18 protein-coding genes and 1 tRNA gene are annotated in these 22000 nt (G+C 59.3%); 9 read left to right on the forward strand and 10 right to left on the reverse strand.

The features are described 5' to 3' along the window. Nucleotide 1 precedes the first annotated feature (1 nt). The 3 genes from HMPREF2875_RS02830 to HMPREF2875_RS02840 form a co-directional block, all read right to left on the reverse strand. The gene (locus tag HMPREF2875_RS02830; RefSeq protein ID WP_070670044.1) at nt 2-817 is read right to left on the reverse strand and encodes a DUF368 domain-containing protein; all 816 of its coding nucleotides are present in this window, start codon (nt 815-817) and stop codon (nt 2-4) included. A 142-nt stretch (nt 818-959) separates the two neighbouring features. Beyond that, the gene (locus HMPREF2875_RS02835) at nt 960-1235 is read right to left on the reverse strand and encodes a hypothetical protein (protein WP_070670046.1); all 276 of its coding nucleotides are present in this window, start codon (nt 1233-1235) and stop codon (nt 960-962) included. A gap of 66 nt (nt 1236-1301) precedes the next feature. Further along, nucleotides 1302-1378: transfer RNA gene (locus HMPREF2875_RS02840), tRNA-Leu, on the reverse strand. 134 nt (nt 1379-1512) lie between these two features. On the opposite strand from HMPREF2875_RS02840, the gene polA reads away from it, so the two are divergent. Then, complete coding sequence (polA, locus tag HMPREF2875_RS02845) at nt 1513-4176, forward strand: DNA polymerase I (RefSeq protein ID WP_070670048.1); 2664 nt, start codon at nt 1513-1515, stop codon at nt 4174-4176. Between the two features lie 17 nt (nt 4177-4193). Here the strand turns inward: polA and HMPREF2875_RS02850 are convergent, their stop codons facing one another. Beyond that, a complete protein-coding gene (locus tag HMPREF2875_RS02850) occupies nt 4194-4664 on the reverse strand; it encodes an RDD family protein (RefSeq protein WP_070670050.1) in 471 nt (156 codons plus the stop codon). A gap of 46 nt (nt 4665-4710) precedes the next feature. Further along, nucleotides 4711-5451, reverse strand: coding sequence for a class I SAM-dependent DNA methyltransferase (locus HMPREF2875_RS02855; protein WP_070670052.1), 741 nt, complete (start codon nt 5449-5451; stop codon nt 4711-4713). Nucleotides 5452-5680: 229 nt separating this feature from the next. Between HMPREF2875_RS02855 and rpsA the strand changes: the two genes are divergently transcribed. Both rpsA and coaE read left to right on the forward strand, forming a co-directional pair. Next, nucleotides 5681-7144, forward strand: a complete 1464-nt coding sequence (gene rpsA / locus HMPREF2875_RS02860; RefSeq protein WP_070670054.1) for a 30S ribosomal protein S1 — start codon at nt 5681-5683, stop codon at nt 7142-7144. 119 nt (nt 7145-7263) lie between these two features. Beyond that, a complete protein-coding gene (gene coaE / locus HMPREF2875_RS02865; protein ID WP_070670056.1) occupies nt 7264-7866 on the forward strand; it encodes a dephospho-CoA kinase in 603 nt (200 codons plus the stop codon). Here the strand turns inward: coaE and HMPREF2875_RS02870 are convergent. Beyond that, nucleotides 7863-9233 carry a DUF4185 domain-containing protein gene (locus HMPREF2875_RS02870; protein ID WP_070670058.1) on the reverse strand — a complete coding sequence of 457 codons (1371 nt, stop codon included), beginning with the start codon at nt 9231-9233 and terminating at the stop codon, nt 7863-7865. The genes coaE and HMPREF2875_RS02870 overlap by 4 nt on opposite strands. A 104-nt stretch (nt 9234-9337) precedes the next feature. Here HMPREF2875_RS02870 and HMPREF2875_RS02875 point away from each other — a divergent pair, with 104 nt between their 5' ends. From HMPREF2875_RS02875 to HMPREF2875_RS02890, 4 genes are all read left to right on the forward strand, one after another. Beyond that, nucleotides 9338-9700 carry a DUF4259 domain-containing protein gene (locus tag HMPREF2875_RS02875; protein ID WP_070670060.1) on the forward strand — a complete coding sequence of 121 codons (363 nt, stop codon included), beginning with the start codon at nt 9338-9340 and terminating at the stop codon, nt 9698-9700. Nucleotides 9701-9721: 21 nt separating this feature from the next. Then, nucleotides 9722-11821 carry an excinuclease ABC subunit UvrB gene (gene uvrB, locus HMPREF2875_RS02880; RefSeq protein ID WP_070670062.1) on the forward strand — a complete coding sequence of 700 codons (2100 nt, stop codon included), beginning with the start codon at nt 9722-9724 and terminating at the stop codon, nt 11819-11821. 75 nt (nt 11822-11896) lie between these two features. After that, a complete protein-coding gene (locus HMPREF2875_RS02885; protein ID WP_070670064.1) occupies nt 11897-12346 on the forward strand; it encodes a universal stress protein in 450 nt (149 codons plus the stop codon). A 111-nt stretch (nt 12347-12457) separates the two neighbouring features. Then, entirely contained in the window at nt 12458-12898 is a 441-nt protein-coding gene (locus HMPREF2875_RS02890; protein ID WP_070670066.1) for a universal stress protein, read from the forward strand. A gap of 77 nt (nt 12899-12975) precedes the next feature. On the opposite strand, the gene HMPREF2875_RS02895 is transcribed toward HMPREF2875_RS02890, so the two are convergent. The 4 genes from HMPREF2875_RS02895 to HMPREF2875_RS02910 form a co-directional block, all read right to left on the reverse strand. Further along, on the reverse strand, nt 12976-13986 hold the full coding sequence (locus HMPREF2875_RS02895) for an App1 family protein (protein WP_070670068.1): 1011 nt from the start codon (nt 13984-13986) through the stop codon (nt 12976-12978). Nucleotides 13987-13996: 10 nt separating this feature from the next. Beyond that, nucleotides 13997-16216, reverse strand: a complete 2220-nt coding sequence (locus HMPREF2875_RS02900; RefSeq protein ID WP_070670070.1) for a HelD family protein — start codon at nt 16214-16216, stop codon at nt 13997-13999. A 163-nt stretch (nt 16217-16379) separates the two neighbouring features. Beyond that, nucleotides 16380-17303: a DoxX family protein gene (locus tag HMPREF2875_RS02905; RefSeq protein ID WP_070670072.1), complete on the reverse strand. Its 924-nt coding sequence runs from the start codon at nt 17301-17303 to the stop codon at nt 16380-16382. Between the two features lie 72 nt (nt 17304-17375). Next, nucleotides 17376-17978: an MBL fold metallo-hydrolase gene (locus tag HMPREF2875_RS02910; RefSeq protein WP_070670074.1), complete on the reverse strand. Its 603-nt coding sequence runs from the start codon at nt 17976-17978 to the stop codon at nt 17376-17378. A 76-nt stretch (nt 17979-18054) separates the two neighbouring features. Here HMPREF2875_RS02910 and uvrA point away from each other — a divergent pair, with 76 nt between their 5' ends. Both uvrA and HMPREF2875_RS02920 read left to right on the forward strand, forming a co-directional pair. Then, nucleotides 18055-20892, forward strand: a complete 2838-nt coding sequence (gene uvrA, locus HMPREF2875_RS02915; RefSeq protein WP_070670076.1) for an excinuclease ABC subunit UvrA — start codon at nt 18055-18057, stop codon at nt 20890-20892. After that, nucleotides 20889-21899 (forward strand): S-adenosylmethionine synthetase, encoded by a 1011-nt coding sequence (locus HMPREF2875_RS02920; RefSeq protein WP_141754553.1) that lies wholly within the window; start codon nt 20889-20891, stop codon nt 21897-21899. The genes uvrA and HMPREF2875_RS02920 overlap by 4 nt, the downstream gene beginning before the upstream one ends. Nucleotides 21900-22000 lie beyond the last annotated feature (101 nt).

Genomic DNA, 22000 nt, shown 5'->3' on the forward strand with positions numbered 1-22000 from the left:
TTTAACTCTCTTGATAAGTTGCGGCCTTGCGCCTATCCACAACGATGAAAATGGACACGATAACAGCGCCGATGACGAGCATGAGCAGAATCATTGGCGTGGATGCGTCTTGCTCAGCACCCCACGGCCACAGCGCGCGCAAGGAGCCAAGCATGAAACCTGCCATGGCTGCGAGGGTGGGATTACGGTGATTATCCAGAAGGTAGTTGAGAACCTTGACAAATGCCGCAAGGCCGCACACCGCACCCAGCGCGAAGACACCGACGGTGACCATGTCACGGTCCGACACTGCACCGATGACCGGCTCGTAAAGGCCCATGGTTAAAAGGATGAGGGAACCCGACACGCCAGGCAGAACGAGTGCGCAGACAGCAATCATTGCGGCGAAAAAGACCACGATGAGGTTGGGATCCTCCACGGGGGTGGAGGTAAAACCTGTGACAAAAAAGATCGCGACGGTGGCGATGACAAACGCGACGATGGATCCCGGCGAAAAGCGCGACATCATGCTCAGCGGCACGATGATGGATACGGCAACCATGCCGAGAAACAGAGCGTGGGAGAGGGACACTTGGCCCTCTACGAAGTTGTGGAGCAGTGTGGAGAAACCGAAGACAGCGGCGAACATGCCGACGGCGACGGACAGAAGGAATCCCCACTCGACCTTTTTGAAACGGCCGGAAATGAGGTCATTGGCGTTGTGCAGGGCGCGTTCATAAATACCGACGATGAGCGCGACGGTTCCACCGGAGATCCCGGGAACCAGCTCGGCCATGCCAATGAGGGCGCCGCGAATGGCGTTGAGAATAAAGTGCATAAACCGAAATTATCGTTGACCACCCCCGCGGTGGGAATGCCGTGCCGTGGGGAGAGGAGGTGAGCAGATGACGCCCTATTCTTTCACTGAACGCCAGGCTTATGCAAATTATTCACTCAAAGGAAGGATATGCGCTCCCGGCTTAGAAGGGCAGGCGCTTGGCCAGCTCGCCGTACAGGGATCCAATGACAGCGAAGGCGGCAAGGCCGATGAGGCCGTCCAACAGGACAACGTAGAAGCGGTTGAGATCTGGGTCGTTGGAGGACGCTGCTGTTTCACGAAGCTTCTGGTAGTAGGAAGAGTCCTCAGCCTTGGAAGAGATAGTGGACTTCACGCTCGACTCCGCAGCAGTGGCTGCGGCGGTGCCAGAAAAGGTAAGTGCAACTGCGGTGCTGAGAGCGATGATAGTGCGACGCATAGGGAGGGAGACCTTTCGATAGGGAAAACGCTAACACCCCACAACATACTCTGTCGTGGGGTGGAGTGGTGCCCCTGGTGAGACTCGAACTCACACTACACGGGTTTTGAATCCGTTGCCTCTGCCAATTGGGCTACAGGGGCGCACTGGCAAAGATATTAGCGCAGCCGACTAACACAGACCTAATTGCCTGCCCGCACGCGGTTTGAGGGCGGTATGAGTAGGCCTTGGAGTGCCGAATGAGGGCGAGCGGTGGCGCGCCACGCAACACGTTAGGATGGGCTGGGTGACTACTTCTCAGCCCCGACTTTTGCTTATCGACGGCCACTCCATGGCCTTCCGCGCATTTTATGCACTACCAGCGGAGAATTTCTCCACCTCGGGAGGTCAGCACACCAACGCGGTGTATGGCTTCTTGTCCATGCTGGCCAATATTCTCAACGAGGAGAAGCCCGATTTCGTTGCAGTGGCTTTTGATGTCGGCCGCAAGACATTCCGCACCGAGATGTTCCCGGACTACAAGGCTCAACGAGAAGCAGCTCCTGAGGAGTTTCGCGGCCAAGTCGAGCTCATCCGCGAGGTCTTGGGCACGCTAGGCATCACGACGTTGTCGCGTGAGAACTTTGAGGCTGACGATATCGTGGCCACGTTGTCTACGCAGGCAGGATCTGACTATGCGACCCTGCTGGTGACGGGTGACCGCGATTACTTGCAGTTGGTTGATGAGTCCACGACGGTTCTGTACCCGATGCGCGGCGTATCTACCCTGCATCGCTTTACTCCGGCAGCGGTGGAAGAAAAATACGGCTTGACCCCGCAGCAATACCCGGATTTTGCGGCCCTGCGTGGAGACCCGTCTGACAACCTGCCTAGTGTGCCGAAGGTGGGGGAGAAGACCGCTACGAAGTGGATTACGCAGTATGGGTCCCTCGACGAACTCATTGCCCATGCAGAGGACATCAAAGGCGTGGCCGGACAGAACTTCCGTGACCGCATCGAGCAAGTCAAGCTCAACCGACAGCTCACACAGATGGTGACGGACATGGACCTTGAGGTGGGGCCAGCAGACCTGGCTTTCAAAGGGGCAGTAGCTAGTGAAGTCGCCGCGCGTTTTGATGAGTTGGAGTTCGGCACTAATCTGCGCGAGCGTGTGTTGAGTGCCATTCCGCACGACGCTGATGCTGAGGCCGCAGCGGCAGAAGAATCGCCCGAGGTTGCAGTGTCCATTACTGACCAGCCTCTCGCAGAATGGCTCAAGGACGGCGACAGTTTGCGCAAGCACGTCGCGGTCTTTGTGCAGGGCGATGGAACTCCGGGCGCTGGTGATGCGGCAGCGCTAGCGCTTGTCGACGAATCCTTTGAAGGCCTCCAGCTCGAACTTGCTGATCTCAGCGCGGAGGACGACGCAGCGCTTGCCGAGTGGCTGTCCTCGGATGCGCCGAAGTACTTCCATGAGGCCAAGGCAGCCTTCCACATGTTGGCCGGACGTGGCATCGAGCTGCGCGGCATCGCACATGACACTGCCCTCGCTGCATACCTCTTGCGGCCAGGCCAGCGCACGTACGAGCTGAGTGACGTCTACCAACGTCACCTGAAGAAGTCTTTGGGGCAGGCGAGTGAGCAGCTCTCTATCCTTGATGACAATCCACTGGTAGACCAAGCAGGGGCGATTATGGAGCTCGCCGCGGAGCTCACGACCCAACTGCAAGAGATCGATTCCTTCGAGCTGTATACCGACCTCGAGCTACCGCTGGTGCCCATCCTGGCCCGTATGGAGGCTGCCGGCATCGCCGTGGACAAGGACATCCTGGAAACCCAGCGTGATGCTTTCATTGAGCAGGTCAACGAACAGGAGCGCGCTGCACGTGAGCTGGCGGGGGATGACTCCCTCAACCTGAACTCGCCGAAGCAGCTGCAGGCAGTGCTTTTCGAGACTTTCGATATGCCGAAGACGAAGAAGACCAAGACCGGCTATTCCACCGCCGCCAAGGAAATTGAGCAGCTGGCTGCTAGCCACCCGCATCCTTTCCTGGATCATCTCCTGGCGCACCGCGAGTACCAGAAGATGAAGACCACGCTGGAAGGCCTCATCAAGACGATTCAGCCGGATGGCCGCATTCACACCACCTTTAACCAGACGGTGGCTTCCACCGGCCGTTTGTCCTCGACGGAGCCCAATCTGCAGAACATCCCGGTCCGTACGGAAGCTGGCCGCCAGATTCGTTCTGCCTTTGTGGTGGGCGAGGGCTTTGACACGCTAATTACCGCTGACTATTCCCAAATTGAGATGCGTGTGATGGCGCACCTCTCAGCGGATCCGGGGCTCATTGAGGCCTATCGAAAGGGAGAGGACCTTCACAACTTTGTAGGTTCGAGGGTCTTCGACGTGCCAGTCGATGAGGTCACGCCAGAGCTGCGCCGCCGCGTCAAGGCCATGTCCTATGGCTTGGTATATGGTCTGTCGGCCTATGGCCTATCGCAGCAGCTGGGAATTCCGGCTGGTGAGGCCAAGCAGATTATGGAGAGCTACTTCGAGCGCTTTGGTGGCGTGAAACGCTACCTCGACGAGGTGGTGGTCCAAGCCCGCAAGGACGGCTATACCTCAACAGTCTTTGGTCGCCGTCGCTACCTGCCGGAGCTCAACTCCGACAACCGTGTGGCTCGCGAGAATGCCGAGCGCGCTGCACTCAATGCCCCGATTCAGGGCACGGCGGCTGACATCATCAAGGTGGCCATGATCCGGGTGGACAAGGCGCTTGAGGGCATGGAGTCACGCGTATTGCTCCAGGTCCACGATGAACTGGTCGTGGAGGTCGCAGCCGATGAGGCAGAAAAGGTGCACACCATCTTGGAACGCGAGATGGACAAGGCTATCGAGTTGACGGTGCCGTTGGAGGTTTCCGTTGGCCAGGGCAAGAACTGGGATGCGGCCGCACACTAGGGTTTGCACACTAGGATTTAGGTCAATCCCACCGCACGTTCATCCTCAGTGGGCGTGCGGCGCTCCACGAGGCAGCCCGCCAACAGATCAAAGGGCGTTTGGCCGATCAGCACCACGCTAAGGCCCAAAATGGCGAGAATGATGCCCTCGACCATGGGCAGCCCGGTGAGCGCTAGCAGCGTGAGCAACAGCCAGCTGTTGCGGATAGCGGCGCTGGCAATGCCGGGACGTTGCGCAATAACCTCCAGTTTGAGGGACCACTTGCCCAGCGAAGTCTGCTTCGTGGTTTCGACCCACACGCGGTAGATATAGAAAACTCCAGCAAGGGCCGCGATGTCGTAGATTTCGCCGGCGCGACCAGTCAGTATGCCATCGGTGGCGAGGTTGGTGAGCCACTTGATGACGAGGATGATTGCGGCGGCGAGGAAAGCATCGATCCACCAGGCCACCACGCGGCGCAACACTATCCCGAGTCGTTCTAGAAGCATGGCTGCCAGCTTACGTTCCCTAGTCCTTGGGCTTTTGCTGCGGGGGTTATGGATGGGCTTCGAGGGCCTGGCAGACGAAAATCGCGGTTCCGGGAAAGAGTGCGCCGCGTTCCGGCGACCACTGTCCCCACGTGATGTCGAGGCCCTCTGGCCACTCTGGTTCTATCAGGTTAAGAATCTGAAAGCCTCCACGGACCTGGAGAGCGCGCAGCCAATCACCCAATGTGCGGTGAAACTCGGCGTAGGTGAGCTCCCCGTCAGAGTTCTGTTCGAGGTAGGCACGGTCGAAATAGGACAGCTCTGCCGTCAGACTAGACGGGTCGTCGGGGAAGACCCAGCGCATCGGGTGTGGCACGGAGAAGACGAAACGGCCGCCGACACGAAGGACGCGGTGTACCTCAGCAAGCGCCGCATCCAGATCCGCAATGAAGGGTAGCGCCCCGAAAGCCGAAAAGACGACGTCAAAGGCCTCCTCGCGGTAAGGAAGTGCCAAGGCATCAGCTTGAACAAGTGGCAGCCCGGGTTCGGCATGGGAGAGCATTCCGGCGGAGAGGTCGAATCCCGTCGCAAAACCTGCACGTCCTTGCAGCCACTGCGTGCAGGGCGCGGAGCCGCATCCGAGTTCGAGGACGGTGGCCGAGGAGACGTCGCCAAGCAACTGCGCCTCAGCCTCATGCAGCATCTCCGGGCACCAATAAAAGGATGAAAGATACTCCGGGTGGGTAGCGTGATACGAGTCAGCATCGGAGTCCCAAAAGGCGCGGTTGGCCGCTGAGGCAGAAAACATAGGTCCTTTCGCGTGGCACATTTGCCCTTGTAGCTGCATGGATGTAGTGTTGGACGGGCGTGTCTATGACTCGGGACGAACTGGGCTACTGTAGGAGAGTTCAGCCGGACCGCGAGTCGGGATTGAAATCCATCTTAAGCCTTGCGTATTTTCGCTGCTTAATGACGCTTTTCAAGAGACGCGTAACTGTCCAATCACGATCTCCTACGTCACTTCGGAGCATAACTACATGCCAACTTCTAACACCCCTCAGGTTGCGATCAACGACATCGGAACCGCAGAGGACTTCCTCGCAGCTGTCGACGCCACCATCAAGTACTTCAACGATGGTGACATCGTCGAGGGCACCGTGGTCAAGGTTGACCACGACGAGGTCCTGCTCGACATCGGTTACAAGACCGAGGGCGTCATCCCGTCCCGCGAGCTTTCCATCAAGCACGACGTCAACCCGGATGAGGTTGTCGAGGTCGGCGACGAGATCGACGCACTTGTTCTCACCAAGGAGGACAAGGAAGGCCGTCTGATCCTGTCCAAGAAGCGCGCACAGTACGAGCGTGCTTGGGGCGCCGTCGAAGAGCTGCACGCCAAGGAAGAGCCGGTTACCGGTACCGTCATCGAGGTTGTCAAGGGTGGTCTCATCCTCGACATCGGCCTCCGTGGCTTCCTTCCGGCTTCCCTCGTTGAGATGCGCCGCGTTCGCGACCTGGAGCCGTACATCGGCCAGGAGCTCGAGGCCAAGATCATCGAGCTGGACAAGCAGCGCAATAACGTCGTTCTGTCCCGCCGTGCTTACCTCGAGCAGACCCAGTCTGAGGTCCGCTCCGAGTTCCTGCACCAGCTGCAGAAGGGCCAGGTCCGCAAGGGCGTTGTTTCCTCCATCGTCAACTTCGGCGCCTTCGTCGATCTCGGCGGTGTCGACGGCCTGGTTCACGTTTCCGAGCTGTCCTGGAAGCACATCGACCACCCGTCCGAGGTTGTCACCGTGGGCGACGAGGTCACCGTCGAGGTTCTCGACGTCGACCTGGACCGCGAGCGCGTGTCCCTGTCCCTTAAGGCCACCCAGGAAGATCCGTGGCGCGTCTTCGCCCGCACCCACGCTGTGGGCCAGATCGTCCCGGGCAAGGTCACCAAGCTCGTACCGTTCGGCGCCTTCGTACGCGTCGAGGAGGGCATCGAGGGCCTCGTCCACATCTCCGAGCTGGCTCAGCGCCACGTGGAGGTTCCGGACCAGGTTGTCACCGTTGGCCAGGAAGTCATGGTCAAGGTCATCGACATCGACCTCGAGCGTCGTCGTATCTCCCTGTCCGTTAAGCAGGCAGATGAGGACTACACCGACGAGTTCGATCCGTCCAAGTACGGCATGGCTGACTCCTACGATGAGCAGGGCAACTACGTCTTCCCCGAGGGCTTCGATCCGGAGACCAACGAGTGGAAGGAAGGCTTCGACGAGCAGCGCCAGGCTTGGGAGGCTCGCTACGCCGAGTCCGAGCGTCGCTTCAACCTGCACACCGCTCAGATCGAGCGCAATCGTGCCGCAGCTGCTGAGGCCGCTGAGTCCGCTGCGGACAACTCCAACTACTCCTCCGAGTCCCAGGATGCAGCTCCGGCATCCGAGACTGAGGCAGAGGTTGGCGGTTCCCTCGCATCCGACGAGCAGCTCGCTGCTCTGCGCGACAAGCTCGCAGGCAACTAAACCCAACTCGTCGACGCTCCACGTTTCGTGCGCGTGAGCGTCTGAGTTCACAAGGCCGTCTCTCCCCGCACTGCGGGAGAGGCGGCCTTGGTGCATCTACTGGCGTATCGTGGGCCGGTATGAAACTCATTGGACTCACCGGTGGAATCGGAAGCGGCAAATCCACAGTGGCACAGTTGTTGGAGGAGCAGGGCTGGGTGCTTGTCGACGCCGACCGGATCGCCCGCGACATCGTCGAACCTGGTCAGCCCGCCCTAGCGGAGCTGGCGGAGGCTTTTGGGGAGGACATTTTGCGTGCAGACGGCACGCTCGATAGGGGCCTGCTCGCTTCCCGTGCCTTTGCAAGCCGGGAGAAGACCGACCTCCTCAATTCCATTACCCATCCACGTATCCACGAGGAAACTCAAGCTCGTTTCGACGCTGCCCGCCGCGCAGGTGAGGAGTTTGTCGTCTACGACATGCCTCTGTTGGTGGACAACGGATTGCATAAGGACATGGACGCCACCATCGTCGTGGATGTCGACGTGGAAGAACGCGTGCGCCGCCTCGTGGAGTTTCGGGGGCTTGAGGAGGAAGATGCACGCCGCCGCATTGCGGCTCAGATTCCCGATGATGTTCGTCGTGCTGCGGCCGACCTGCTTATCGACAACAACGGCCCCCGCGAAGCGCTGGATGCGCAGGTTGCGGAGGCCGTTGAGGAGCTGAAGCGTCGCTTTAGCTAGCGCGTTTCTACGACGTCAGAGACGGCAATGTGGTCGTTGTTCTCCATGTCCTCGCCCACGAAATCGAGGTCGGTGCGCATGAGCATGGTGTTGTAATCACGCCATGAGGTCAGCGTGTAGTAGAGGTGCTGGTCATCTTGGTTAGGCAGAACGTAGGGCGCGTACGTGTCATTCAGTGGCTCGCCACTGATGACCTTGGCCGTGGATTCGTCGACAAGCTTGCGGCGTGCGGACCACGGGCCCTCAGGGGAATCTGCTGTGCGCATCACAATTCCTTCGCCCTCGACGCCGTACATCGTGACGAACTTTCCTAGGTAGTCGTTGTAGGCTACGGAGAGCTCAGAGACCTTGCCGTCCAGCACGACGCTCGCCTGGGATGGATCCTCCACCCAGGAACCGTCAGCGTAGTAAGCGAAGGCATCTTCGTTGGGGAACTCAGACTTAAGCGCGCGGGAGAGGTACGCCGGCCCGCGGCGGCCTTGCCCGGTGGTGAAGCGGTAGACGTAGTCGCCGTGTTCGACGTAGGCCGACTGCTGGAGTTTCTCAAAGCCGTCCTGGTAGTTTGCCCCGCCGGGGATAGGCGCGTTCGCGCCGTGGCTGGCATTGGTGCGGGTAGCCTCCGGAACTGCGTGCCAGGTAACGCCGCCATCGGTGGACTTCACCGTTGCGGCATAGTTGGTGGACCAGCCGGTCTTCGGGTCATGCCAGGAGCGCACCGACATGTAGTCGATGTAGTGCACACCGTCGACTGCAATGCCAGCAGTTGGGATGGTCGTGCGCTCACCGTTCATGTCAGCATCACCGACTTTTTGGGAGGGAATGAATTCCTTGGCGCGTCCAGAGCCTGACCAGCCGCTGTTGGTCAGTGCTTCATCGAGACGCAGCCCGTCGCCGTAATCCTGGTCGGTGGTCCGCAGAATGACATTGGAACGCCAGCCATCGCCTTCGCTGACACAATCCATGGTGTCTCCAAAGACATAGTAGGAACGCCCATCACCATCAGCGTAGGCAATGCCGAGGTCCGTACCGGAGACGTCGAAGTCCAGGTCGGTACGGTTGGGCGAGCCTGCGCCGGTGATGAGCTGCATGATTTGGGTAGGGCCGCCGGTGATTTGACGCTGGTTATAGTTGCTGCGCTGGCCACTAGTGGAGCGCTCGGACTGCGACGGCTTGGACGAGCCATTGAACAGCGCACTTAGTCCGCCCAATGAGGAACCACCCGCGGGGCCAGCCGGCTTCGAAGTGAAACTGCCGGACTTGGAGTATGGCGTGCAGGGAGCAGCCAGGGCGTGTGGGGCTTGGGCAATGAGGGCAACGGGGAGGAGAGCGGTGACGGTTACCGCACTAGCAAGGGAACGAAACTTCATGCCTGCCGATTCTAAAGCAGCGCAGCAACATTTAAAGGACTTGGTAGACAAAATTTACCTTTCGCTCCCGCGTCGTTCATATTCACTGCTTAGTCTCATCCTCCATGGGAACCTGGGATGTTGGACCATTCGATAATCACGCCGCGTGCGCAGTGCTCGCGGACATTCGTGATGGCTCCTTCGATCTCGAGAACTTCAAACGCAGCTGTGTAGACACACCCCTCGATGTTGATGATGCGGAAGTCATCATTGCGCTCGGAGCGCTCGCCACGACGCCGCCCGATAAACTTCCCGCCGGCTTGTGCCTCGGTGATGTGCGCCAGCTGCGTACCCCGCAAACGAAGGCTTGGTTGCGCAAGCGAATGAATCGAGCGATGGAACCTGATTCCTCTCCGGTGTATGCCCTCTGGGAGACCACGGGTGAGCTGGAGGACTGGCTGCGCTCGACGCGTGCCGCCTTGCCCTAAAGACGCGTTAGACTGGTCGGCATGGCTTTCGCTGCTGAACATCCCATCCTGCCCGTTTCTGAACACCGCCCCGTCGGTGAAGTCGAGCGCCGTTCCGGCGAGTTCAAGGTCGAATCAGAGTACCAACCCGCTGGTGACCAGCCAGCAGCTATTGCAGAACTAGATGAGCGTCTCACGCGCGGCGAGCGGGACGTTGTCCTCATGGGTGCTACCGGCACGGGTAAGTCCGCTACTGCCGCGTGGCTGATCGAGAAGCAGCAGCGTCCCACCTTGGTCATGGCGCCGAACAAGACACTGGCAGCGCAGCTGGCTAACGAGCTGCGCCAGCTGCTGCCTCACAATGCCGTCGAGTATTTCGTGTCCTACTACGACTACTACCAACCTGAGGCCTACATCGCGCAAACCGATACCTACATTGAGAAGGATTCCTCGATCAATGAGGACGTGGAGCGCCTGCGCCACTCCGCCACCTCGGCGCTGCTCTCGCGCCGTGATGTCGTCGTGGTGTCCTCCGTCTCGTGCATTTATGGTCTCGGTACTCCGCAGTCCTACCTGGACCGTTCCGTGGTGCTTGAGGAAGGCGAGGAAATTGACCGCGACCGCTTCTTGCGCCTCCTCGTTGATATTCAGTACGAGCGCAATGATGTGGGCTTTACCCGCGGTACCTTCCGCGTCAAAGGTGACACCGTGGATATCATCCCCGCCTACGAGGAACGCGCGGTGCGTATCGAGTTCTTCGGCGATGACGTGGATGAGCTCTACTACATTCACCCGTTGACCGGTGATGTCCTTGAGCGCGTCGACGAAGTCCGTATCTTCCCAGCGACGCACTATGTCGCCGGGCCAGAACGCATGGCCCGCGCCATCGAGGACATCAAGGAAGAGCTGGCGGAGAGACTCGCGGACTTGGAAAACCGCGGCAAGTTGCTTGAGGCACAGCGCCTCCGCATGCGCACCGAGTACGACCTGGAAATGATCGAGCAAGTTGGCTTCTGCTCCGGAATTGAGAACTACTCCCGCCACGTCGATGGCCGCCCAGCTGGCTCGGCACCGGCGACGCTGTTGGATTACTTCCCGGAAGACTTCCTCACCATCATCGACGAGTCCCACGTCACCGTGCCGCAGATTGGCGGCATGTTTGAGGGCGACATGGCCCGCAAGCGCAACCTCGTGGAGTTTGGCTTCCGCCTGCCCTCGGCGGTGGATAACCGCCCGTTGACCTTCGATGAGTTTGAGGACCGCGTGGGACAAACCGTTTACATGTCGGCGACGCCTGGTGATTTTGAGATGACGGCCTCCGGCGGCGAGTTTGTGGAGCAGGTCATTCGCCCGACCGGCCTGGTGGATCCGAAGGTGACGGTGAAACCCACAAAGGGGCAGATCGACGATCTTATTGACGAGGTCCGTGCCCGCACCGCCAAGCAGGAGCGCGTCCTTGTTACTACCTTGACCAAACGCATGGCGGAGGACTTGACCGACTATTTGCTGGAGCACGGCATCAAGGTCCGCTACCTGCACTCTGATATCGATACCTTGCAGCGAGTGGAGCTGTTGCGGCAGTTGCGCTTGGGAGAATTCGATGTGCTCGTCGGCATCAACCTGCTGCGTGAGGGCCTTGACCTCCCTGAGGTGTCCCTCGTGGCCATCCTCGATGCCGATAAGGAAGGATTCCTGCGCTCGACAACATCCCTCATTCAGACCATCGGCCGCGCTGCCCGAAATGTCTCCGGTGAGGTCATCATGTATGCAGACAAGATTACGGACTCGATGCAGGAGGCTATCGAGGAAACCGAGCGACGCCGCGAGAAGCAGATTGCCTATAACACCGAGCACGGCATTGATCCTCAGCCACTGCGCAAGAAGATCGCGGATATTCTCGACCAAGTCTACGAGGACGGTGACGGTGCTGAGGATGGTGCGGATGCGGACCCGACGGCAATCGTCGAGAAGCGCGATGTGTCCACTATGGCAGCCGATGAGGTGCAGGCGCTTATCGACGACCTCACGACCCAAATGCGGGACGCCGCACGCGAGCTCAAGTTCGAGTTGGCGGGACGACTGCGCGACGAGATCGCGGATTTGAAGAAGGAACAGCGCGGCCTCAAGGAAGCGGGAATTTAGGTGAAAATGAGCGCCCTCATTATGGGCTGGCGTGTCATACTAGAAACAGATTAAACGCTACTTATAAGGAGAATTATGCTGAGCTATAACGTTATCGCCGTCGGCACTGATGGTTCGAAAACGTCCCTGCGTGCGGTACAGTCCGCCGCATCGATGGCCCGTGCCTACGACGCCACCCTGATCATCGTTTCTGCGTTCTACAACCACTCCGGTTCCATGTTGGGCGCCCCGAACTCGGAGGATGCTCGCTTGCCAGTGGTCAGCGAGGAGATGTCCGAAAGCTACCTCAACAACGCCGCTGAAATTGCGCACAATGAGGGAGCGAAGCATATCGACATCATCGCGAAGTCGGGCGACCCTGTTAACGCCCTCATCGAGGTGGGCCGCGATTACAACGTTGACCTGTTCGTCGTGGGTAATAAAGGCATCCATTCGGTGCGCGGCCGAGTCTTCGGTTCAGTGGCGACGGAATTGACCCGCAAGGCGCATGCAGACGTCGTTGTGGTTAACACCACCGAGGACTAGGATCTAATCGACGTCGTGGCGCTCGCGTTGTTAGACTAGCGGGTGCGCGAAAACTTTATTTGATTGTCAACCGAGCCCCGTGTGCGTGAGGGCTCGCGAAGAAAGGTCATCATGAGCGATTACAACAAGATCGTGGTCGGTACCGACGGTTCCAAGTCCTCCCTGCTTGCAGTGGAGCGCGCTGCCAAGATCGCTGCAGCCTTCGATGCCACCCTCATCATCGGCTGTGCATACTACGAGAACCAGGAGCAGGCGTCCAAGACTCTGCGTCAGGATTCCGTAACCATCCTTGGTGATGAAAAGGCTCAGGCAAACCTCACCGCTGGCAAGGAGCACGCGGAGCAGTTCGGTGCGACAAAGGTCGAGACCGCTGTTCGCCCGGGCACCCCGGTTCAGGCACTGATGTCCATCGTCAACGACAACAAGGCTGACCTGCTCATCGTGGGTAACCGCGGAATCAACTCTCTGACCGGTCGCCTGCTGGGCTCCGTTCCGGCTGATGTGGCTCGCCAGTCTGACTGCGACGTGATGATCGTCCACACCGTCAGCTAAGACGCATTGTTGAGCGCGCGGTTCCCCCTCCCTTCGGCTAGGGGGGAGCCGCGCACTTTGTTTTGTGGAAGGCAAGCCTACAGACGGAGGGTGCGGAAGGCACGGGCGAGAACATGACCATCGGCACCTTGAATGAGCGGGATGTCAAAAGACCCCGTCTCGTTTGCCTTGACCAGCGGTGCGAGTGAGCCGTGGGAGAGCAGTTGCTCTTGCGGCGAAAGATTGCGAATCGCCACTGCTGCCACTCGGTCTGGGTGTTCGGCTACTGCATCGGCGTAGGTCAAGGGATCGTGCTGGCCGTCATCGCCAATGAGCAGCCACCGTAATTTCGGGTAGGCAATGAACAGATTGCGCAGTTGCACACGTTTGTGTTCCTGACCGTTGCGGAAGAGCCCTGTAGGGGTAGGGCCCCAGTCCGTAAGCAAGAGCGGGCCACGCGGGAAGCCATTTTCCTCCATGAAGGTCACCAAGGTGTCATACGTGTTCCACGCACCAGTAGAGAGGTAAATGAACGGCACTCCGGGGTGCTCTTCAGCGACCTTCCGATAAAAGCGGGCCATACCCGCTACGGGAGTGCGCGTATCGGTGCGCTTGACCCACGAGTTCCACGCAGCGATCATGGCACGCGGTAGCCACGTCACCATGATGGTGTCATCGATATCGCTCACCACACCAAGCTCGGTGTCTTCCCCCACGATGAGCACATCCGCGGTAACTTCATCTGCGCCTTTCGCACGGATGGTGACCTCGTGCCAACCGGGCACGAGGCCGTGATTGTGGACGAGGACGTCAATATAGCCGTTATGGTTGGTCGTACCTGTCACTGTCTTTCCACCGACGGTGACCTCCACCTCATGGCGCGGTACCTGAATGGTGAAGAACTGGCGGTAGCCGCGCTGCGCCCATGTTCCAGAGTTTTCCGATTCGGGATCGTGCATCAGCACGCGGCCCAAAACGTGCACAAAGTCGGCATTACCGTACCCAGAATAGCCAGTGACGGAAGGCCGCCATCCTTGACGTGCCGAACGCTTTAACGTGAAGGAATTGGTGGAGAATTCTATCTTGCGGGCGATATCGGAAAGTGCCATGCGCACCAGATTATCGGAAAACCTCCGAGTAGCGGCCGGAGATGGTCAATGACTGCGTCGCGCGGGTAATGGCCACATAAAGGTTGTGCATTCCTTGGGGCGAGGCTGCCACGATGTCATCGGGGTGAACTACGTCGACGTGGTCAAACTCGAGGCCTTTGATTTCCTCCACATTGTCCGCGGTAATGACCGCATGTAGGCGGCCTTCAGAATCAGTGAATGTCCCTGGTGTGTCCCGTACCGTATCCTCGCTCATGTGGCTGCTACGCCACATGACGTCGACGCCATCGCGTACGGCAATACTAGGCGTGGCCCCCGGGTTGATCTCTTCCAAAAGTTGATTGGCCAGCTCCGTGATGGGGCGTGGCGTGCGGTAATTGACCGTGAGGCCGTGCTGCCGGAAGCGATTGCCCACAAAAGGTTCAAGCGTTTCTGTCCAATCATCGACGCCGGCTGGGGAGCCGGTCTGAGAAGTATCACCCACAAGCGTCATCCACCGCGATGGGCTGCGGCGGAAAATCATGCGCCACTCCATCGGAGTAAGCTCCTGTGCTTCATCCACAATGACGTGGCCATAGGCCCACGTGTAGTCCTCGCGGGCTCGCTGAGCAGTCGTACGAGAATCACGCACCTCCTGACGGCGCGCAAGATGCTCGGCATCGATAACGTCGTGGGCGGAGAGAATTTCCGCCTCGAACATGTCGTCATCGTTATCTGTCGAATCGGAGGAGCTCAAGATATCGAGTGCATCCTCGGCCTCGGCCACCTGTTCACGCCACTGCTTATCCTCGGCGGCGCGCTCAGCCTCCGGATCCGGCATGCCGATGAGTACAGCGAGTTCGTCGAGAAGCGCTGCGTCCGACGGCGTCCACGCAGTTCCGTCCTCACGGAAAAGGGCCTCACGGGTTTCATCATCATATGCGCTAGCAGCGGAGTCGATACGTGCAGTGCTGCTGAGCAGCTCCGCAAGCACCTCCGTGGGGGACAGGTGCGGCCAGAACTCCTCGATGAGTTCTGTGACGAGTGGCTCTTCAGCCAAGTCATCGTGGAGCTGGTCCACGTCCGCGCGGGAGAGCAGATTCTCCCCACCCAGCGGATCCGCGCCGATGCGCTGCGCCATGTGTTGCGCTAAAGATTCGATGAGATGCTCAGCAAACGCTGCCTGGGCATCGTTATGGGGCTTGCGGGAGCGCCGGGCACGGGTACGAGCCGCCTTGACCATGTCTGCGGTGACGATGAGCTCGAGGCCATCGATATCAACGGTGCGAGGTTCGTCCGGAAGACGCTGGTAGTCCTTAACAGCATTCGACAGAATTTCCGCCATGGCGTCAGAGCCCTTGATCTCGCGAGCCAGTAAAGACTCCGAGTGGGTAGCGTCGATGCCAGGGAAAAGGGAGGCAATGGTGGATAAGACGACACCGGTCTCACCGAGCTCCGGCAGCACTCGGGAGATGTACTCGAGAAATGTGGAGTTGGGCCCCACGATGAGCACACCTGTAGCGGAGAGCTGTTCGCGGTAGGCGTAGAGTAGGTACGCTACTCGGTGCAGCGCCACCGCCGTCTTGCCGGTGCCAGGGCCGCCTTCGACGACCATGACACCACGGGTGCTATCGCGAATGATCTCATCCTGTTCGCGTTGGATGGTCTCCACGATGGACGGCATGTGCCCGGTGCGGGCACGGTGCATGACGTGGTGCAGGGCAGATTCGCTGGCCACATCGCTGCTTTCAATGCTGGCTTCACCTTCCAAAACTTCATCACTAATGCCGGTGACGGTCCGGCCGGTCGTGCGGATATGGCGGCGCACGTGCACGCCCTCCGGGTGCGCGGTGGTAGCGAGGTAGAAGGGGCGGGCCATTGGTGCGCGCCAGTCCAGAAGAAGCGTGCGATAGTCCTCTTCGCGGGCATCTAGGCCCATGCGGCCGATGTAGCGGCGATCCAGACCTTCTGGGGTTGGGTTATCACCTGGGGCATCGATATCGATGCGGCCGAAGACGAGGCCGAGTTGGGCGACATTGAGCCGGTCAAGCTTCGCCTGCAAACCGTGGTACTCCGTTTCACGGCGCACGAGTGCATCCGCGTCCGGCGTATGCGGGTCCACGGCTGCCTGCACCTCATTGAGGCGCTCATTCGCTGTCTGCACCTCGTTGTCGAGGCGTGCAAAGAGGCCATCGACGTATGACTGCTCGGCGGAAATCTCGGTGTGAGTCGCAGTTGAAGATTCAGACACAAGGCTCCTTGGACGCGTATGACGGCTTCTCGTGCAACAGAGGCGCAGAGAGGGACATGAAAAAAGACAACGGCCCAGCATACTCGCTGAGCCGTTGTCCTCTCCACCGCACTGAGAAGTGCAGTGATTGTGCGGGGGACTATCCGCAGCTTAGGCGTGGCGTTTAGAAACGGTCACCGAACTTCTCGAAGGCCTTGTCCAGCTTCTTGGTGGCTTCCTTCTGTAGCTTGTCGGCACGCTTGCGGGCCTTCTTCTGGGCACGCTTGCTGTCGACGTTGTCGACCTGCGCCAGGGCAGCATCAGCGCGATCCTGAGCCTTGCCAGCGGCCTTCACCAGACCCTTGCGAGCGGTTTCGGTGTTGTCACGAGCAGCATTGAGCCAGTCATCCTTGTTGTCGTCGAAGAATTCGCGAGCGGTCTCAGCAGTTTCTTCGACGAAGGAGCGGGCGCTATCGAGGAAGTCACGGCCGGTGGACTCCCAGTCATCACGGTTGTCCTCGACGTAATCCTTGGCGGTCTCGAACCAGTCATTGGCCTTAGAAGTGACTTCAGAGGAGATGTCGCTGGCGCGGTTGGACACGTCCTCCGCGAACTTCTGCTGCTCAGACTTACCCGGCAGCGCAGCCTGAATCTTCTTATTGGCGCGCTCGGAAGCCTTAGCGGTACGCCAGCGCAAGGAAGGCTTGCCCTCGGTGTCCTGGGTAACGATGGCAAGGGCACCCAGCAGAGCAGTGTTGGTGAGGAAATTAGTGCGCTGAGATTCCTTCTCCTCCTTGGAATCAGCGGACCAAAATGCATTGCCCACGAGGTTCGGAACGTGGGTCAAAGCCAGCACAGCAGCCGATGTGCGCGGAGCCTTACCCAGAGCCAGGGTGGTGCCGGCAGCAGTCTTAGCCCCGCCCAGCGCGCGGGTAACGAGCTCTGGATCATTGGGGATGTAGCCTGCGTACTCTCGGGGCAGCACCTTGCGAAGACGCTTGAGCACGGACTCGGTGTCCGCGACGTGCTCCGAGGTGTTGCGGAGGGTATCCACACCATCCCAGACAAACACGGAGGCCAGCATAGGACGGGCAAGCTTACGAATCATGACGTGCTCCATTCATTAGATATATAAAGACGTTCGCCACACTATAGTACGCGGATTAAACAACAATCGCTGCTACCACCGGCGCTCCCACCACTCTTCCAAGTGCGGGCGCTCAGCACCCACGGTGGTGGAGTCTCCATGTCCGGGGCGAACGATTGCCTCGTCCGGGTAGACATCAAAAATCTTTTGGGTGACATCCTTGTAGAGGCGCATGAAGTCTCCCTCCGACGTCGTTTTTCCCACGCCTCCAGGGAAGAGCGAATCGCCGACGAATAGGTTCGTCACACCATCGATCTCGACGGCTATTGCGGCGCCACCGGGAGTATGGCCCCTGAGGATAAGGACGGGGAACTCGTGCCCGGCGAAGGGGAGAGTATCTCCGTGCTCCAGTTCTACGTCGACAGGCGCTGGGAGGGCGGGGGAGTCGAGGAAGGATGCGTAGTGAGTCGCCCCGGTCTTGTCCAAGACCTCTTCGAGAGCGCGGACGTGGTCCCAATGACGGTGTGTGGTGAGCACAGCGGTGATGGTGACCCCATGGTCTTCAGCGAGGGAGAGGAGAGCGGGGGCGTCCGCTGAGGCGTCGACAAGCAACGCCTCATTACCTGCACAGAGCAGGTAACACTGGTTGTCCATCTCGGAAACGGAAATTTTATGAAGTTCAACCGCGTTGTTCATGTATCCCACCTTACGGGTAGATTCTGATCCATAACTCCCATAGCCAATATTTACTTGCGTAGGAAGGCAACAATCAGTGGCTGATCGTTTGGTCGTACGAGGCGCACGTGAGCACAACCTCAAAGGCGTGGATATCGATATCCCGCGCGACAAGCTCGTGGTGTTTACCGGCTTGTCGGGCTCAGGCAAGTCCTCCCTAGCCTTCGACACCATTTTTGCCGAAGGCCAGCGCCGCTACGTGGAGTCCTTGAGCTCCTATGCGCGCATGTTCTTGGGCCAGATGGACAAACCGGACGTGGAGTTTATTGACGGGCTGTCCCCGGCTGTCTCCATCGATCAGAAGTCCACCAATCACAACCCGCGCTCCACCGTCGGTACGATTACGGAAATCTACGACTACCTGCGCTTGCTCTTCTCTCGTGCAGGTACCCCGCACTGCCCGGAATGTGACGCGGTTATTGAACGCCAAACTCCGCAACAAATCGTGGACGAAGTGCTGGGCCAAGAAGAAAAGCTAAAGTTCCAGGTTCTGGCACCGGTGGTGCGGCGTCGCAAGGGCGAGTTTGTGGATTTGTTCAAGGACTTGGCGGCGCAGGGCTACTCCCGCGTGCGCGTCGATGGTGAGCTGCATCAGCTCAGCGATCCGCCCCAGCTCAAGAAACAAATCAAGCACGATATCGACGTTGTGGTGGACCGTCTGCAAGTCAAGGCTTCCCAGAAGCAGCGCCTTACTGACTCGGTAGAGACGGCGCTGCGGCTTGCCGACGGCCTCGTGACCCTCGATTTCGTTGACCGTGAAGAGCTGACCCACACTTACTCGGAGAAGGCCGCCTGTCCGAACGGCCACACGCTGACAGTGGAAGAATACGAGCCGCGTGCCTTTTCCTTTAACGCACCTTTCGGTTCCTGCCCGGCCTGTGATGGCCTAGGCACGCGCCTTGAGGTGGACGTGGACCTGCTCATTCCGGACCCGGATGCCCCAGCGGTGGAGGCTATTCAACCGTGGACCTCGAGCCCGAATTCACGCTATTTTGTCAAGCTGGTGGAAGGTCTGGGCAAGACCCTAGGTTTCGATCCGAAGACTCCAGTTTCAGAGTTAACTAAGGAACAGCGCCACGCACTGATCTACGGATCTGACGTCGAAGTGACGGTGCGCTACAAGAACCGCTACGGCCGCCAGCGCAACTGGTCCGCACCTTTCGAAGGTGCCATTGGCTTCCTTGAGCGCAAGTTGGAACAGACGGATTCCGAATCGCAGAAGGACCGCCTGTTGCAATACACGCGCCGAGTGCCGTGCCCAACCTGTGGTGGTACCCGCCTAAAGCCGGAGATTCTCGCCGTGCGCTTGGCCTCGACCGCGCATGGCGAGCAGTCCATTGCTGGCTTGAGCTCGCTGTCCATCGAGGACGCCGCGGAGTTCCTCGATTCGTTGGTTCTGGGCCACCGTGAAGAAATCATTGCCGGTGCTGTGCTCAAGGAGATTCAGGCACGTCTGCGATTCCTGCTCGACGTGGGCCTGAACTACCTCACCTTGGACCGAGGTGCCTCGACGCTTTCTGGTGGTGAGGCGCAGCGTATTCGCCTCGCCACTCAGATTGGCTCGGGCCTGGCGGGAGTGCTCTATGTGCTAGATGAGCCGTCCATTGGCCTCCACCAGCGCGATAACCAGCGTCTCATCAAAACATTGAAACGCCTGCGCGATATCGGTAACACCCTCATCGTGGTTGAACACGATGAGGACACCATCCGGGAGGCTGACTGGCTGGTTGATGTTGGACCCCGTGCTGGCGAATTCGGCGGCCAAGTGGTGTACCAAGGCGAACCTGCCGGAATTGAGAAGGTGGAGGAGTCCCTCACCGGACAGTATCTCTCTGGGCACAAGGAACTCGCCGTGCCGGATTCGCGCCGTGCGATTGACCGTGACCGTATGCTCAAGGTGGTCGGCGCGCGCGAGAATAACCTGAAGGGGATTGACGTGGAGATCCCTCTGGGCGTCCTCGTGTGTGTGACGGGTGTGTCCGGTTCGGGTAAGTCCACCGTGGTTAACCAGATTCTGGCCAAGACCCTGGCGAATAAGCTCAACCGTGCCCGTCAGGTACCAGGCCGCGCCAAGCGCGTGGAAGGTACTGAGCACTTGGACAAACTGGTGCAGGTGGATCAGAGCCCCATTGGCCGCACACCGCGCTCCAACCCGGCAACGTATACGGGTGTCTTTGACAAGATCCGTAACCTCTTCGCCGAGACCCAAGAAGCGAAGGTCCGCGGATATAAACCGGGACGTTTCTCCTTCAACGTTAAGGGCGGGCGCTGCGAGGCGTGCCAGGGTGACGGCACCATCAAGATTGAGATGAACTTCTTGCCGGACGTATACGTGCCGTGTGAGGTATGCCAGGGTGCGCGCTACAACCGTGAGACACTCGAGGTTCTCTATAAAGGCAAGAACATCGCCGAGGTCCTCGACATGCCCATTACAGAGGCAGCTGAGTTCTTCGAACCGATCACATCTATCCACCGCTACCTCAATACCTTGGTCGAGGTGGGATTGGGCTATGTGCGTTTGGGGCAGGCTGCTACGACCTTGTCGGGTGGCGAGGCCCAGCGCGTGAAACTGGCCTCCGAGCTGCAAAAGCGCACGAAGGGTCGCACGGTCTATATCCTCGACGAGCCGACCACCGGTCTGCACTTTGAGGATATTCGCAAGCTCATGCTCGTTATCCAGAGCCTCGTGGATAAAGGCAACTCGGTCATCATCATCGAGCACAACCTCGATGTCATCAAGGCTGCCGACTGGATTGTGGATATGGGGCCGGAGGGTGGCTCCGGCGGCGGAACCGTCGTGGCTCAAGGCACCCCGGAAGACGTGGCCCAGGTCGAAGGTTCCTACACCGGCAGCTTCCTCAAGGAGGTTTTGTGACCTTCAGTAGAAAAGAACGCGGTCGCCTTGGCACCGTTCTGCTCGCTGTGGGCCTTGCCACTAGTGCGACTGTCAGCGGTTGCTCAAAGCCGGACGAGGGCCCTCAAAGCGCTGAAGCGACCTCCGAGCAAGACGCTAAGGGATCTGAACAAGCCTCCAACTATGATCTGAAAGTTGCTTTGCGCAACGTGATCAACGAAGTTGAGAGCGAGTACAAGGAGTACGACATCAAGGCTGGTATCGCTGTGGCCGATAGCGCTGGAGTCGTGCAGGCGGGTGTGCCGGGAGAGGAGCCGACGTGGTCCACGGTCAAGGTTCCGATCGCCATCGCGGCGCTTCGCGACGGTGCAAGTCCCGACCTGGTGGACTTGGCCATCAAGGAGTCAGACAATGATGCCGCCTACGCCTTGTGGTCCCATGTGCAATGGAACGAAGGCGATGCCAGCAGCGCACTGAAAGACCTTCTGGATGATTATGGCTCCACTGGTGAACTGGAGGAACCATTTGGGTATTCGCGCTGGTTGCTCAAGGACCAAGCGGTGTTTGGCTCACACCTGCCGTGCATACCTGAAGCGGAGTACGTCTACGATGCCATGGATGAGATCGTAGAGTGGCAGGACAACGGTTTAGATAAATTGCCCAACACTCGTGCCAAAGGTGGTTGGGGTCTGTCTGAGGAGGACAACGGCTATACACACCGCCAGGTGGGTGTGCGTGATGCCGGCAGTGATGGCTCGATTGGCCTTGCCATCGAGGCCACCATGCCCGGTGAGAGCGCCGAAATGGCTATCCCTGCATTAAACGTGCTGGCTGCTGGGGTGGATCGTTCCGTTACAGAAGCCCTGGATGCCGGGGCGCTCACGCCTGTGAAGGAGTGTGAGCCGAAGTCTACGGCTTCCGCGAGCGCTACGGCGAGTGCCACAGCGACGGTGAGCAGCTCGGCGTCTACACGGGACACCGCTACTAGCTCGGCGACACGCACCTCGACACAGCGATTTGGTTCCTAGCTCAGTGGGTGTTAGTGTTGTGGGCACTACCGCCCGTAGCGCCTCCTCCAGGAGGTACTTGGGCCGCAAGCGGAGTTTCTCCCACCCGAAGCCGCGTCGCT

This window comes from Corynebacterium sp. HMSC078H07 (assembly GCF_001812805.1).
In the GTDB taxonomy this organism is placed as follows: Bacteria; Actinomycetota; Actinomycetes; order Mycobacteriales; family Mycobacteriaceae; genus Corynebacterium.

What these genes read in the sequence shown, in the direction of transcription:
- HMPREF2875_RS02830 (WP_070670044.1), bottom strand. Translation starts at nt 817, where the DNA reads ATGCACTTTATTCTCAACGCCATTCGCGGCGCCCTCATTGGCATGGCC.
- HMPREF2875_RS02885 (WP_070670064.1), top strand. Translation starts at nt 11,897, where the DNA reads ATGCTGAGCTATAACGTTATCGCCGTCGGCACTGATGGTTCGAAAACG.
- coaE (WP_070670056.1), top strand. Translation starts at nt 7,264, where the DNA reads ATGAAACTCATTGGACTCACCGGTGGAATCGGAAGCGGCAAATCCACA.
- HMPREF2875_RS02875 (WP_070670060.1), top strand. Translation starts at nt 9,338, where the DNA reads ATGGGAACCTGGGATGTTGGACCATTCGATAATCACGCCGCGTGCGCA.
- polA (WP_070670048.1), top strand. Translation starts at nt 1,513, where the DNA reads ATGGGCTGGGTGACTACTTCTCAGCCCCGACTTTTGCTTATCGACGGC.
- HMPREF2875_RS02850 (WP_070670050.1), bottom strand. Translation starts at nt 4,664, where the DNA reads ATGCTTCTAGAACGACTCGGGATAGTGTTGCGCCGCGTGGTGGCCTGG.
- HMPREF2875_RS02895 (WP_070670068.1), bottom strand. Translation starts at nt 13,986, where the DNA reads ATGGCACTTTCCGATATCGCCCGCAAGATAGAATTCTCCACCAATTCC.
- HMPREF2875_RS02905 (WP_070670072.1), bottom strand. Translation starts at nt 17,303, where the DNA reads ATGATTCGTAAGCTTGCCCGTCCTATGCTGGCCTCCGTGTTTGTCTGG.
- HMPREF2875_RS02870 (WP_070670058.1), bottom strand. Translation starts at nt 9,233, where the DNA reads ATGAAGTTTCGTTCCCTTGCTAGTGCGGTAACCGTCACCGCTCTCCTC.
- HMPREF2875_RS02835 (WP_070670046.1), bottom strand. Translation starts at nt 1,235, where the DNA reads ATGCGTCGCACTATCATCGCTCTCAGCACCGCAGTTGCACTTACCTTT.
- uvrB (WP_070670062.1), top strand. Translation starts at nt 9,722, where the DNA reads ATGGCTTTCGCTGCTGAACATCCCATCCTGCCCGTTTCTGAACACCGC.
- HMPREF2875_RS02910 (WP_070670074.1), bottom strand. Translation starts at nt 17,978, where the DNA reads ATGAACAACGCGGTTGAACTTCATAAAATTTCCGTTTCCGAGATGGAC.
- HMPREF2875_RS02890 (WP_070670066.1), top strand. Translation starts at nt 12,458, where the DNA reads ATGAGCGATTACAACAAGATCGTGGTCGGTACCGACGGTTCCAAGTCC.
- HMPREF2875_RS02855 (WP_070670052.1), bottom strand. Translation starts at nt 5,451, where the DNA reads ATGTTTTCTGCCTCAGCGGCCAACCGCGCCTTTTGGGACTCCGATGCT.
- rpsA (WP_070670054.1), top strand. Translation starts at nt 5,681, where the DNA reads ATGCCAACTTCTAACACCCCTCAGGTTGCGATCAACGACATCGGAACC.